General features: G+C 61.4%; 13 protein-coding genes and 1 pseudogene. 10 read left to right on the forward strand and 4 right to left on the reverse strand.

The genetic code is table 11. The annotated features are described in order from the left end of the window. Positions 1 to 97 precede the first annotated feature (97 nt). The 5 genes and pseudogenes from rplS to WC698_01595 all read left to right on the forward strand — a co-directional run bounded on the left by rplS (position 98) and on the right by WC698_01595 (position 4,069). Positions 98 to 439 (forward strand): annotated as a pseudogene (gene rplS, locus WC698_01575) (50S ribosomal protein L19). Between the two features lie 178 nt (positions 440 to 617). Next, entirely contained in the window at positions 618 to 1,613 is a 996-nt protein-coding gene (locus WC698_01580; GenBank protein MFA6038935.1) for a polysaccharide pyruvyl transferase family protein, read from the forward strand. Positions 1,614 to 1,622: 9 nt separating this feature from the next. Continuing rightward, positions 1,623 to 2,060 (forward strand): peroxiredoxin, encoded by a 438-nt coding sequence (locus WC698_01585; protein ID MFA6038936.1) that lies wholly within the window; start codon positions 1,623 to 1,625, stop codon positions 2,058 to 2,060. A 90-nt stretch (positions 2,061 to 2,150) separates the two neighbouring features. Then, positions 2,151 to 3,440: a replication-associated recombination protein A gene (locus WC698_01590; protein ID MFA6038937.1), complete on the forward strand. Its 1,290-nt coding sequence runs from the start codon at positions 2,151 to 2,153 to the stop codon at positions 3,438 to 3,440. Between the two features lie 65 nt (positions 3,441 to 3,505). Beyond that, positions 3,506 to 4,069: a hypothetical protein gene (locus WC698_01595; protein MFA6038938.1), complete on the forward strand. Its 564-nt coding sequence runs from the start codon at positions 3,506 to 3,508 to the stop codon at positions 4,067 to 4,069. 50 nt (positions 4,070 to 4,119) lie between these two features. On the opposite strand, the gene tsaE is transcribed toward WC698_01595, so the two are convergent. After that, positions 4,120 to 5,160, reverse strand: a complete 1,041-nt coding sequence (gene tsaE, locus WC698_01600; GenBank protein ID MFA6038939.1) for a tRNA (adenosine(37)-N6)-threonylcarbamoyltransferase complex ATPase subunit type 1 TsaE — start codon at positions 5,158 to 5,160, stop codon at positions 4,120 to 4,122. A gap of 44 nt (positions 5,161 to 5,204) precedes the next feature. Between tsaE and WC698_01605 the strand changes: the two genes are divergently transcribed. Continuing rightward, on the forward strand, positions 5,205 to 6,674 hold the full coding sequence (locus WC698_01605) for a M23 family metallopeptidase (GenBank protein MFA6038940.1): 1,470 nt from the start codon (positions 5,205 to 5,207) through the stop codon (positions 6,672 to 6,674). A 48-nt stretch (positions 6,675 to 6,722) separates the two neighbouring features. Here the strand turns inward: WC698_01605 and WC698_01610 are convergent, their stop codons facing one another. Continuing rightward, a complete protein-coding gene (locus WC698_01610) occupies positions 6,723 to 7,055 on the reverse strand; it encodes a hypothetical protein (GenBank protein ID MFA6038941.1) in 333 nt (110 codons plus the stop codon). A 54-nt stretch (positions 7,056 to 7,109) separates the two neighbouring features. Next, positions 7,110 to 8,165: an MraY family glycosyltransferase gene (locus WC698_01615; GenBank protein MFA6038942.1), complete on the reverse strand. Its 1,056-nt coding sequence runs from the start codon at positions 8,163 to 8,165 to the stop codon at positions 7,110 to 7,112. A gap of 292 nt (positions 8,166 to 8,457) precedes the next feature. Between WC698_01615 and WC698_01620 the strand changes: the two genes are divergently transcribed. The 4 genes from WC698_01620 (at position 8,458) to WC698_01635 (ending at position 12,936) form a co-directional block, all read left to right on the forward strand. Then, the gene (locus WC698_01620) at positions 8,458 to 9,654 is read left to right on the forward strand and encodes a phosphoglycerate kinase (GenBank protein MFA6038943.1); all 1,197 of its coding nucleotides are present in this window, start codon (positions 8,458 to 8,460) and stop codon (positions 9,652 to 9,654) included. 115 nt (positions 9,655 to 9,769) lie between these two features. After that, complete coding sequence (locus tag WC698_01625) at positions 9,770 to 11,353, forward strand: hypothetical protein (GenBank protein MFA6038944.1); 1,584 nt, start codon at positions 9,770 to 9,772, stop codon at positions 11,351 to 11,353. Further along, the gene (locus WC698_01630) at positions 11,350 to 11,982 is read left to right on the forward strand and encodes a YdcF family protein (GenBank protein MFA6038945.1); all 633 of its coding nucleotides are present in this window, start codon (positions 11,350 to 11,352) and stop codon (positions 11,980 to 11,982) included. The genes WC698_01625 and WC698_01630 overlap by 4 nt, the downstream gene beginning before the upstream one ends. 24 nt (positions 11,983 to 12,006) lie before the next feature. Beyond that, positions 12,007 to 12,936, forward strand: coding sequence for a tyrosine-type recombinase/integrase (locus tag WC698_01635; GenBank protein ID MFA6038946.1), 930 nt, complete (start codon positions 12,007 to 12,009; stop codon positions 12,934 to 12,936). Between the two features lie 42 nt (positions 12,937 to 12,978). Here the strand turns inward: WC698_01635 and WC698_01640 are convergent, their stop codons facing one another. Then, positions 12,979 to 13,296 (reverse strand): hypothetical protein, encoded by a 318-nt coding sequence (locus WC698_01640; protein ID MFA6038947.1) that lies wholly within the window; start codon positions 13,294 to 13,296, stop codon positions 12,979 to 12,981. Between the last annotated feature and the right edge of the window lie 66 nt (positions 13,297 to 13,362).

Below are 13,362 nucleotides of genomic sequence, written 5' to 3' on the forward strand. Positions count from 1 at the left end.
CTCGAACAACGAACAACGAGAAAGGGTCGAGAAACGCTCAAACGATCGTTCAGAGGCCTTTACAACACCCGCGGGTTCCTATAGCCTTTCCCGGCTTATGACAGGAGCAGTTCTTCACGCACAGGCGGCACGATTCCAGAAAAGCAGGCCGGAGCTCAAGCCCGGTTACACCGTCCGTGTGCATGAGCGCATCAAGGAAGGGGAGAAGGAACGCGTGCAGATCTTCGAGGGTTTGGTGATCGGCGTGCATAACGGCCACGTGTCGACGGATGCCACCTTCACCGTGCGCCGCGTGGCGTCCGGCGTGGGTGTGGAGCGCATCTTCTCGCTGCATTCCCCCATGGTGGAGAAGATCGACGTGAAGAAAGTGGCCAAAGTCCGCCGCGCGAAGCTCAACTTCCTCAGGGGACGCGCCGGAAAATCCGCGCGTTTGAGCGAGCGCTTCACCAGCGCCGATGAGTTCGCTGTGGCGGTGGCAAAGGAGGAAGTTCCTCCCGTTGCGGAGCCGGACGCAGGGAAGAGTGAGGCGTGAGGGGAGGAATACAACGAGGATCGCACCATGCCAAGGAACCAAGGGTTTGTTTGACAGGGCGAAAAGCTGCTACGATACGCCTTCGATGAAGGCCCTCCTTGTCGGCAACTACGGCGTAGGCAACTTGGGGGATGAGCTCCTGAAGGAGTACTTCTTGCGCCGGTACCCCGAGGTGGAGTGGATCGTGGTGAGCGGCAACCCCCATGGGGAACGGGAAGTGCCGCGCATTCCGGCGGGCATACGGTCGTTCTTGGCATTGCGGTGGTGGAGGACGGTGCGCGCGATGCGCCGCTGCGACGCGGTGGTGTTTGGGGGCGGCACCCTGTTTACGGATGTGGAATCCGTGCGCGCTTGCGTCATTTGGGGGCTCCATGCGTCCGCTGCGCGCATCCTCCGCAAACCGCTTCTCCTCACGTTCCAGGGCGTTGGGCCGTTCCGTACGCAGAAGGGCAGGCGGTGGACGCAACGGGTGTTGCGGCAAGCGCGCTTCGTCTCCGTGCGCGATGCGCATTCGTTCGACCGCGTGAAGGAACTCGTCCCCGCCGTCCGTGCCATGCAGTCCTTCGACCCCGTCCTGCTCCTCTTCCACGAGGACCAGCAAACGGCGCGGTCGGGGAAAGTCTTCAGCATGATCCCGCGGCACAACACCCCGGCGGCGTACGTGGAGTACGCCAAGCTGCTCCTGCGGCGCGGGAAGTACGAGGGGGTGAACATCCTCTCTCTCCATCCCGACCATCCGGGGGAGAAGGCGGTGTGCCGCGAGCTGCAGGAAGCCATGCCCGTGGCGGAACTGTGGGAAGTGCGCACGTTGGAAGGTCTCGTGCGGCACCTGCGCGAGAGTTCCTACGTCCTCTCCGCCCGCTACCACGGCGCGCTCGCCGCGCTTGCGCTGGGGATACCCTTCGAGACATTCGTGCAGGAGCAACGGGACAAGCTCTCTTCCCTCAAGGAGACGGAGCTGCAGGGTGCGCTCTTGGAACTGGCGGAACGGGGGGAGCGGGAGCTCAAGCAGGCGCTGGAAGGGCTCGTCCCCTCTAAGAAAGAAGCTCATATCGTTGAGGGGCAGGCGCACCCTGCGTAGGATGGGAAAATGATGCTGCGCATAGGGGACACAGCGCCGGACTTCGAGGCTCCGGACCAGGAGAGGCGACTCCACCGCCTTTCCGATGAGCGCGGAAAATGGGTGGTACTCTACTTCTACCCCAAAGACGAGACGGCGGGCTGCACCGCAGAAGCGTGCTCGTTTCGGGACGCCGCAGAAGACTACCGGGGCAGGGCGACGGTGTGGGGGGTGAGCGCCGATACCGTGGAGAGCCACCGGGCGTTTGCGGAGCATCACCGGTTGCCGTTCCCGCTCCTCTCCGATCCCGACCGGCATATCCACGGGCTGTACGGTGCGGGATCCCTCCTCCATAAGCGCGTGACGTTTCTCATCAACCCGGAGGGGGAAATTGCGCAGATCTATGACAACGTGGTGCCCAAGGGACATGCGCAGGAAATCCTGCAGGATGTTGCCGTAGAAGGATGAATGATGGTATTGCGTCTAGAATTTGGAGGCGCATTTGTTCTTGTGCCCTCAATACTCAATACTCCTGTAGAACTGCTATCATTTCCTCCAATGGCGAAGGCAACGTCCCTTCCGGCTTCCTCTGAACCCCTTGCCTACCGCATGCGTCCCCGGACGCTCGCGGAATTCGTGGGACAGCAGGAGATCGTGGGGGAGGGGACGGCGCTCCGTGCGGCCATCGAGAAGGACCGGCTGGGGTCCGTGATTTTGGCGGGGCCGCCGGGGACGGGCAAGACCACGCTGGCGCGAATCATCGCCGAAACCACGGAAGCCAGCTTCGTGCAGCTCAACGCTGTGACGAGCGGTGTAAAGGACCTCAAGGCGGTGTGCGAGGAAGCCCAGCGCCTCAAAGAGACCTTTGGCACGCGCACCGTCCTCTTCATCGACGAAATCCACCGGTTCAACACGTCGCAGCAGGACGCGTTGCTGCCCTACGTGGAGAGCGGCACGGTAACGCTCATCGGCGCCACCACGCAGAACCCTTACTTCGACGTGAACCCCGCGCTCGTGAGCCGTTCACGCGTGAGCCTCCTCAAGCCCCTCGCGCAGGAAGACGTGGTCGCCATCCTCACGCGGGCGGTGGAGGATGAGCGGGGGTTCGGGGGGAAGGTGAAGGTCCCCCTGGAGGCGCTGCGCCATTTGGCGGCCGTGAGCAACGGCGACGCGCGGGTGGCCTTGAACGCGCTGGAGCTCGCCGCCGTTACGGCGGGGGGGAAGGTGACGTTGGAACAGGCGCAGAAGCTCTTCGGGGAACGGCACAAACGGTACGATAAGAAGGGCGAGGACCACTACAATACGGTCTCCGCCTTCATCAAGAGCATGCGGGGCAGCGACCCGGATGCGGCGCTCCTGTGGCTCTTCAAAATGCTGCAGAGCGGCGAAGACCCCCGTTTCCTCTTCCGCAGGATGTCCATCTTCGCGAGCGAGGACGTAGGCAACGCCGACCCGCGCGCGCTGCAGATGACGGTTGCCGCGTGGCAGGCGTTCGAGCTCGTCGGCTTGCCGGAAGGGGAGTACTTCCTCGCCCATGCGTGCGTGTACCTGAGCCAAGCCCCCAAGAGCAATGCGGTCACCAGGGCCATGGGGGCGGCGAAGGCCGCCATCAAGAATGCGCCCTTGCTGGAGGTGCCCAACCACCTGCGCAACGCTCCCCTCAAGGGCATGAAGGAACAAGGGTACGGCAAGGGGTACCAGTATCCGCACGATGCGGAAGGGGGCGTGGTGCGGGAACGGTACTTTCCCGTAGGGATGGAACCCCGTGATTATTACGAGCCGACGGGCAGGGGATTCGAGCGTGAAATCTTGGAGAGGATGGGAGCGGTGAAAAAGCTCATACGTTGAGGAAATGTGAGGGTATAGGATGATAGACAAATGAATGATTATGTTATATAATATATGCAATACCTATGACCCGAATCCGCCTGCGGTTTTCGCTCTCGGCATGGGAGGGGCTCCCTGCATTCCAGGCGGGATTGTTCGTGGTCACGGCGATCGTGGCATCACTGGTGAACTTCGGGGTGATCGCGCTCGTGCTCGTGGCACGGATGACCTATGACGTGGTGCTCGCCACGACCCGCGGCGCGGAGAGGAAGGCGGCACTGTACGGCGTCATCCGCGGGAGCCTGCTGGATATCCTCCTCCTGGTCTACGGCATCAACCTGGCCGTGTATGCGGCTACGCCTCCCGTCACCCTGCTTAAGGATACCGTGGACATCGCGCTCTGGACCGTGCTGGTGGGCACGGGTTTCTTGGTGGCGAAGATGGCCATCCTCTACCGGTCCTACCGCCACGTCGTCATCACCAAGAACGATGCCGCGCAAACCGGTCCCCTGAGCAACGAAGAGACGACGCTGATCTTCCTCATCTTCGCGGGCGTACTGGCGCTCATCGCGTCCCCGCGGCTCATCACGGGAGGGGCGAGGAACCTGCTGGGGATTCTGCGGCGCCAGATCATCCCGTGGAGGTTGTAAGAGTTCAGCGACCAGCTTTCAGTTTTCAGCGATCAGTTTCCCGAAGGAGGTTAATACGGGACGCCGTCGGGGAAGAGCTCCTGCTCCAAACGCTTCGCTTCCTCAAACCATTCTTTGGATGCGGCGCGGTCGTTTTCGCCGTACCTGTTCCGGAAGTCGTCGAAGCGCGCTCGGAGAGACACCACCGCGTCCTCCTGTACGCGCTTATCGGCGTAGAACAGCACCTTCTGTTCCGTGGTGATGCGTGAGGGGGAGGGAAGGCGCAGGCCGTGGGAAGAGACGATTTCTCCCAGTGCGGCAAAGCCCTTTTCACGCAGGAACGTGGCTGCCGCTTCTTCATGGGTCAAGCCGGCGTAGCGCTTGCGCCACTGCGTCCACCGTTCCTCCTGCTCCGGCGTGGGGGTGAAGAGGCGGGTGTGCGGAAGCGCGCGGAAATCCACGAAGCGCAGCAAATCATGGAGTTCCCCCGCAGCCAGGAGGGTGGCGGGGCGCGCGATGGTGTGTCGTCCCCACAGCGCTACGGCCAATGCCTTGGCGAAGAGCCCCACCGTGTGGGAGTGGGCGATGATGCGCGTGGGGAGCAGCACGTCCGTCCGCCACTGCGCGATTTCCTGCAGCGTGGGGAGGGGGATGTCGCGGAAATCAACGGTGATGAGCCGCCCGTCCTTCCCGCGGGAGGAAGGCGGTTCATCGGAGAGGGAGACAGAGACGGCATCCGGGAATACCGCTTCCGTTTCCATTTCCAACCGTTCCGGCCATTCGATGCAACGGATACCCCGATGGTCATCGGTGGCGGCCAGAAGTTCCCGCGCCTGGGAGGCATGGAGGCGATAGAGGTCGATGTGGAGGAGTTCCCCCAATTCACGCGTCGCATAGCGCTGTTCCAGCGCGAACGTGGGGCTCATCACATGCGCGTGTACGCCCAAGCCCTGCGCAAAACCTTGGAAGAACGTGGTCTTTCCGGCGCCCAGTTCCCCCCGCAACAGGAGGGTGAGGGGCATGCGGTACAAGGTATGGGCGAGGGAAGCACCCGCATGAACGGTGCTTTCGGCGTTGGGAAGGGAAAAGGAGCAGGAATCGGGAATTGACATATTATTTATAAAATGTTATCATAATACATGTTCACACACATCCCATGACGCACAGAAAACGCAAACAATTCACAAAACGCAGCCTGCATACCCATAAGCAGCCGCATCCCGCCATGCAGTACCTGTCCCAGCGGGTGACGTTCTGGATTGCGGTGCTCTCGGTGATGGCGTTCGTAACGGGGAACATGATGGGGCAGCATGGGTGGAGGGTCTTCTGGATGTCGGTGCTCGGCGAGCAGAATGATAGTCTCATTGTGTATTCCGGGACAGTGCCTCCCGTAGCGTCCGTACCGGATTACCGCAACTGGCATGCCGCCGCCGGCATCTCTTCCCTGCAGTTTTCGGATATCCCCGCAAGCGCCCTCGTCCCGCTGCTCCAATACAACAGCAATCGGCAGAAGAGCGGCGAGGACCAGTACGTCTACTCCATCGGATACATGGGAGCCTACGACACGGGTGCGGAAGGCGAAGGGAGCCACCCCGGCACGGACATACGCATGCCGGTGGGGACACCGGTGCAGAGCGTGATGAACGGCATCGTGACGCGCGTAGGGGAAGACCGCGGCGGCTTCGGAAAGTTCATCGTCATACGGCATCCCAACGTGCCGGATCCCGACCAACCCGCCAAGATCACGGTCCTCCATTCCGTCTACGCCCACTTGAACGAGATGAGCGTGGTGGAGGGGGAAATCGTTGGCAAAGGGCAACAGATCGGCAAGAGCGGACAGACGGGCCTCGCCTCCGGTCCGCACCTGCACTTCCAGATCGACCGGGACACGTTCCGGGACGGTACCAAGGTGCCCTATCACCCCTACTGGCCTTTCACCTCCGCGGAAGCGCGCGCGGCGAACTACTCCTTCTCCCAAGCCATCGACAACGGCCTGTTCCAGGACCGCGGCTACAGCGCGACGGTGAACCCGATGCTCTACGTCCAGGCGCAGTACGCGCCGGTGCTGGTGGCGCAGAGCAAGGCTTCCGATCCGCAGCTGACGCCGGAAGAGCGCCGTGAACAGCGCATCGCCGGGCGGCTTGCGCGTCGGCAGACGGAGGAAAAGGAGGTGGCGGTGAAGGCATCACTGGTCGCGACCGCAGGCACGGAGGAACGAGCCGCGTCATCGTCTTCCGCGCAGGCATCGTCCGTCACCTCGGTTGCACCGCAAGCAGCGGCGTCATCCTCCGCGGCTCCTTCCGTGCTTTCCGCACCGTATTCCGCGGAAGTGGCGGGGGTGGATATCCAACATCCCCGCACGTTCACCGGCAGGAAGTGGGAAACCATTACGGTGATCTTGCGCGATGCGCAGGGCGATGTGGCCGCATCCGGAAGGCTGGACCATGACCTGTATTTGCGCACGGCCTTCGGGCGCGCGGAATTCCGCCCTCCCATCCTCACGCCGCTCGATTTCCGCAACGGGAAAGCGACGGTGCAAGTGTTGCCGCTCGGCCATCAGACGCTGGTGATAGAGATCAAGCCGGAAGGCGTCCTGGGCGGGCCGATGCGGTACGTGGGGGAGTGAGGAGATTGACGAAGAATCCGAGGAAACCGAGGATTCCGACGAAGGGATCTATGATTCTTTAACATCAGCCATCTGCATCACGTGTATCGCCGGCTCCTCGTACGGATGGGCTTTCTTTACGGCCGCAACCACAGCCTTCAAGTCGTATTCCGATGCGGCATCCACCATCACCTCGATCCTTTCCTCTTCCACCTCTTCCATCTTTCCCACGGTCCCGATGGCGGGTTTCGCGCCCTTCAAAGGCCGGAACCGTCCCGTGCCGCGCGAGGAGAAGGAACAGCCGTCGTAGTTGCCCAGCCGTCCTGCACCCGCGGCCGTGAGGGCATCGCGCACCGCCTGCGCATGGGGAACGGGGACGTATACGATCAGGTGATAGCGCATAGGGTAATGGGCGGGAACATCGTAGGGACGCCCTGCTGGGGCGTCCTGCATCTATCAAGAAAGCGATGTGGGGTGTACAGAAGGGCGCGAATAGAAAGAGAGTAGTAACATCAACAAGAACAGCAATCCCGCCGAGACGAATTTTTCCACGGTATCCATGAACAAAGCCGCGAGGCCGAACACGGTCCCGATACCGGCCGTGAGCGCCACAATGACGGTGCGCGGCCACCCTTTGTGCAGGAGCCGGTGGTGGAGGTGTTCGTTGGTCGCATTGCCCCGGAGCGGGCTCTTTCTCTTCATGATGCGCCGGAGGATGACAATGCCGAGGTCCAGGAGAGGGACGCCGAGCACCAGGAACGCCGTGGCCACCTTTCCGCCCGAATAGATCGTGAGGAGCCCCAGCATCAATCCGAAGAACATGGCGCCCGTGTCGCCGATGAGCGTCAATCCCGGCAGTTCGAAAGCCAGCGATCCCGCCGCGATGCCGGCGAGCACGAAGGAGACGAGGGCCAGTTCCGGCTGGTTGACGCGCGCGCTGAGGGAGAGGAAGCCTATGGTGAGGAAGCCGATGACCGAGAGCGCGGAAACCTGCCCCGGGATGCCGTCGAACCAATTGAGGGCGTTGACGGTGAGGAGGAGCCACAGCACGGTTACGGCGATGCTGAGGAGGGGCAGGGCGCCGTGCAGGTCGATCACCGCGCCACCCATGAAGCCGTTCAGCGGGTTCGTCACGGAGCAGATGCGGCCGCCCAGGCAGTTGCCGGGGAGGACGATGAACAAGGCGGAGGCCGCCTGGATGAACAGGCGCAGGGGCGCGGGGAGGGGCTTGCGGTCATCGATGAGCGTGAAGACGGCGAGGAGGATGACGGCTCCGGCGAGCCATGCGGTGCGCACGTTCCAGCCGAAGGGGCTTGCGGACGTGAGGACCAGGAGAAACAGCAGCACGGAGACGATACCGACGGGGTAGGGGAGCCGTCCGCGGACGTAGCCGTACCGTTCGGGAAAATCGAGGAGCCCGATGCGGGGAAACACCGTGAGCGTGGCGGCGTGCGCCGCGAGGGACACCGCAAGCGCCAGCAGGGGAGTCCAGAAGAGGGGAGTGGTGAACACAGGAGGATCATAAGTGATAAGCGGCCAGCTGTCAGCGCTCAGTAATGGTGTGGAAGGAGGGCAATTGCATTGTCGGCAGGGGAGGGGTTGGGAGGGGAGTGATCACCATTGACAAAGAAGGCGAACGAATCAGAACGCACTGCCTTGGTGTAGGTTGACATCATGAGAAGTGTTCGCCCCATGTTCACAGCTTCTCTCTCGTCGGTAGAAGTCAGGCTCCTCTTCACCACTGCACCACACAGAGAGGATCCGATTTTTTGAGAATGTGAAAGGGGATTGCTATACTCGACCCATGCCAACCTACGCCACACTCGCGGACGCGAAGCTGAAAGGGAAGAAGGTGCTGCTCCGCGCGGGTTTCGACGTTACCATGGAGAAGGGAAAGGTGCTGGATACGTCGCGCGTCGAGGCGGTGCTCCCCACCATGAACTACATCCTCGAGCACGGTGCCGCCCTCATCATCATGAGCCACCAGGGACGCCCCAAGGGGAAGCCCGTCCCGGAATTCAGCCAGAAGCCCCTCGTTCCCGTGCTGGAGAAACTCCTCGGCAAGAAGGTGGCCTTCGCGGCGTCATGCCGTGGAAAGGATGCGGTCGCCGCGGCCAAGGCGCTCAAGCCGGGGGAGGTTCTCTTCCTGGAGAACTTGCGCTATGAGGCGGGGGAAGAGAAGAACGATCCGGCGCTGGCCAAGGAGCTTGCGTCCATGGGGGACCTCTACGTCAACGATGCCTTCACCAACTGCCACCGCAACCATGCATCCATGACAGGCATCCCCAAGCTCCTGTCCTCCTTCATGGGGCTGCAGTTGCAGAAGGAGGTGGAGAACCTCTCCAAGGTCACCGAGGATCCGCGGCACCCCCTGGTGCTCATCATCAGCGGGGCGAAGATGGAGACCAAGGTGCCCGTCGTGGAGCAGTTCCTCAACAAGGGAGATGACATCCTCCTCGGAGGGTGCATCGCCAACACCTTCATTGCCGCGCGCGGTTTCGATGTGGGAACCTCGAAGTACGATGAGACCGCCATGGAGAAAGCGCAGGAACTGATGCTGGAGGCGGAGAAGACGGAGAAGGCGGATATCCACGTGCCGCGGGATGCCGTGGTGGCCACGTCGATGGCGGATACGGCGCAGAAGCTGGATTTGCCCGTGGAGGACATCGAGGGGGACATGAGCATCCTGGACATCGGCAAAGTGACGGTGGAGCGGTATAAGAAGAAGATCGAGAAGGCGGGGACCATCGTGTGGAACGGGCCCGTGGGGTACTACGAGGTGAACCGTTTCTCCCATGCAACGAAGCGCATTGCGGAGGCCGTGGCGGCCGCCACAAAGAAGGGTGCGGTGTCCATCGTCGGCGGCGGCGATACCATCGATTTCCACGAGCGCTACAAGTATCCGCTCGACGCCTACACCTTCGTGAGCACGGGCGGGGGGGCCATGCTGGAGTTCATCGGAGGGAAGAAATTGCCAGCACTCGAAGCCCTCAAGAGGTAGTCGGTAGTAGGTGGTAGGTAGTAGGTTGTAGAACAGGAATAATTTCAAAGGGAAAATAGTCTTCAACTGCCTACCACCTACAACCTACAACCTCGTCTCTGCTACCATCCCCATCATGTCCCACCAAGGGATACAAGTCCTCTTTCGGCGGGAAGAAGAATCATGGGGACGCTTCGCGCGCCGCATCCGTGAAACGGAGGGGTCCCTCGTGGTGGTGCTCGGCGCGGCGGACACGTCCCTGTTCCTGCAGGAGGAGCAGCGCGCGCTGTTCCTGGAGGAGTGCGCCAAGTTGAAGCAGAGGGTCCGCATCGCCACGCGACAACCGTTGGTCCTCGCCGCCGCACGGAACCTGGGGATACGGGTCTTCGACAGAACGAAAGCGCTGAAGCGCGCTCTCGCCCACCATCCGCAGTGTGAGGAAGCGGTGCGTGTGTTCTCGCCCAGCCTGTGGCGCCAGCAGTGGCGCACGCGGCTGCAGAGCGCCGGCCTCCTCTCGCTCCCGCGGGTCCGCATCCTCCTCCTCATCTCCCTCAGCGCCGTGCTTTTCCTCTTCGTCATGTTCCGGCTTCTCCCCTCGGCGGAGGTGCGGGTATGGCCGCGCGGGGACATGACCACCCAGACGATGAACATCCTCCTGGTGCAGTCCGGGGCCACCGCGCTGCCTTCCCACATCCGCACGCTTCCCCTCTACCCCATCATCGTCACGGTGCACCAGCCCCTCGTCTTCGACCAGATCAGCAAGCAGTTTACGGGGACCAATGCGGAAGTCCCCATGACCCTGGTGAACAAGACGCCCGACCCCTTCCCGCTCCTCAAGGGCACGCGGCTGCGCAACCAGGCGGGCATGATTTTCAAGACCCAGAAGTCCGTCACCGTCCCCTCCAACGGCACCATGACCGTCCTCTCCACTGCGGATACGCTGGATGCCTACGGGGAGATCGTGGGGGAACGGGGCAACGTCCCCGCCAACCTCAAGTGGGAATTGCCCGGCTTGGACGAGGAAGAGCGCAAGCACATCTATGCGGAAAACCGGATAGCGGCCAAGGGGGGCGCCACCTCCTACCGCACCGTCTTGCAGCGGGATGATATCGACACCGCCCGCAAGCGCCTGGAGCGGGAATTGCTCGCCCAGGCAAAGAAGCTGGCGGATGAGCGCATCACCGCAACCAATCTTATGGAGGGCAAGAACTTGCGCCTCTTCACGCATGAGCAGCTCGTCCAATCTTCCTTCACGGGCGTGGTGCTGCCCCTTCACCTCATCAATACGCCCGTCGCGTCCATCACCGTGGAAGGCACCCTCGTCCACAGCGCCCTGGCCTACGATGCCGCCGCCATCCTGGATGTCATCCGGAAGGAACTGGTCATGCGCATCCCTGCGGATAAGAGGCTCCTGGAAGATACCGTCACGCTGAAGCAGCTGGAGATCAGGGTGTTCGATTACGCCGATGATTTGCAGTGGATCAAGGCGACGGCGGAGATCGCCGCCACGGAGCAGTTCATCCTGGACCCCCTCTCTCCCTCCGGGGCGCAATTCGCCAGGGACGTGCGCGAGAAGATCCAGGGCCTGGGGGAAGAGGAAGCCGTCCGCATCCTCAAGAACCTGCCGGAAGTGGAGAAAGTGGCCATCGAGCTTTGGCCGCCCTGGGGCAGGCTGTTACCATCCATCCCCTCCAGCATTTCCATAGTTCCCCAGAAATGACGCAATCGGTGAAACGGTTCTGCAGGCGGCTGCTCCGCTCGCTCCTTGCGGTCGCGCTCTTCGCCGTCCTGGTTTTCCTCCTCACGGCGTTGTATGTGTTTGCCGGGTTTGACGGGGAAGGGGATTTGCCAGCCGATTGCGGCGTGGTGTTCGGCGCAGCGGTCCATTCAGTATTTGACAATGATGAAGAAAAGTATGTAAATGTTGCCGGACCCGGAATTTCCAGGAGAGTGCTCACAGCCGTTCAACTCTATAGGGAGAAGAAATTGAAGCGCCTCATCATGAGTGGGGGACGTGGAGAGGGGATGCGCGCAAGCGAAGCGGAAGTGATGCGCGACGTAGCGGTGGCCGAGGGTGTGGACCCCAAAGACATCACGATCGAGACGCAATCGACCTCCACGGAGGAGAACTTACTCCTCGTGAGGCCCCTCACGGGCTCTTGCAGTTCTACGGTCGCCATAAGCGATAGGTACCATTTGGCCCGTATCGGATATATCGCGGGGAAACAGGGGTGGGAGTTATCCACATTCCCTGCACAACGGCATGCGGATAGCTTATTTGAGGTCTATAGCGTAATCCGTGAGGTTGGAGCCCTCTTTATGTTTACCCTAGAATCTCTATTAACATAAAATGCATTATGTTAATATAATCGTATGCCCCACTCCCACTCCCCCCTAGACCAGGCAGTCGAAAGGTACCTCCTCTTTCTCCGTGCGGAGGAGAACAAATCCCCGCTCACTTTGAGCAACTATCGACAGTCATTGGATCTCTTTTTGACACTATCCCCTCTTGGTGATGTGGGCGACATAAGTAAAGAATCCGTCAGGATGTACAAGGGGAAGCTGCAAGAGTTCCTGACCAAGCAGGGGAATCCGCTCGCCATCCGCACCAAGAACCACCACCTCACGGTCCTGCGCGCCTTCCTCCGTTACCTGGTGCAGGAGGAAGAGATGGACGTGTATCCCCCCGACCGCGTGCGGCGCTTCAAAGAAGAGATGCGGAAGGTCAAAGTGCTCTTCAAGGAAGACCTGGATCGGCTGCTGCTGGCGCCGGATACATCCACCAAGGAGGGGAAGCGCGACAAGGCCATACTGGAGCTCTTCTTTTCCACGGGCTTGCGTCTCGCGGAACTCCGTTCCCTCAATCGCAAGGATTTGAACTTCCACACGCGGGAGATCAGCGTGCGGGGCAAGCGCAGCAAGCTCCGCGTGGTCTTCCTCTCGGATAACGCCGTGGAGGCGCTCAAGGCCTATCTTGATTGCCGGATGGACCACCTCGAACCGCTCTTCATTCGCAACCACAACTTGGCAGCCAACGAGATGCCCCCGGGCGAATCCTTCCGCCTCTCCCGCATTTCCATCTACAACCTGGTGAAGAAGTACGCCAGCGCGGCGGGGATCATGAGCAACCCCTCGCCCCACACCCTTCGCCACTCGTTCGCGACGGACCTCCTGAGGAACGGGGCGGACCTGCGTTCCGTCCAAGAGCTCTTGGGCCACAAGGACCTCTCCACGACGCAGATCTATACGCACGTCACGAACCCCCAGCTGAAAGAGGTCCATAAGAAGTTCCACGGAAAGTGAGGGGACGCGGACCGGCGGCCGTGCGGAGGGCGATGTGCCCCTCTATTTCGGTTCCTCCTTCGTCTCTTCACGCAAGAACCTTTCAAAATCCGCAGTACTCATTCCCAGGAAGGGATCGGGAATATCGGCGACGTCCGGGGAGGCGGCGGCACGATGCTTCTTCGCGAGCTCGAGGAGCGGCCGGTCTTCTTCCGTGACGGTGACGGGAAGTCCAAGCTCTTGCGAACCGTTGAGGACGTCCCCCGCACTTTCCCTCGTACCGTCCAGAAGTTGTTGCAGTTCGTCCGGATCCAACTCTATCCCTTCAAAGATGAATTCATTTCCATCGTTCTCCTCCGGTCTTCCAGGGGTGTTGTTCATGGGATGAGGGGGAAAGGACCCTATGATAGACGCCGGGTGGCACGAGGAAAGTAAATGAGGGAAGAG

The organism is Candidatus Peribacteraceae bacterium (genome assembly GCA_041661065.1).
Lineage (GTDB): Bacteria > Patescibacteriota > Gracilibacteria > Peribacterales > Peribacteraceae > CAIKAD01.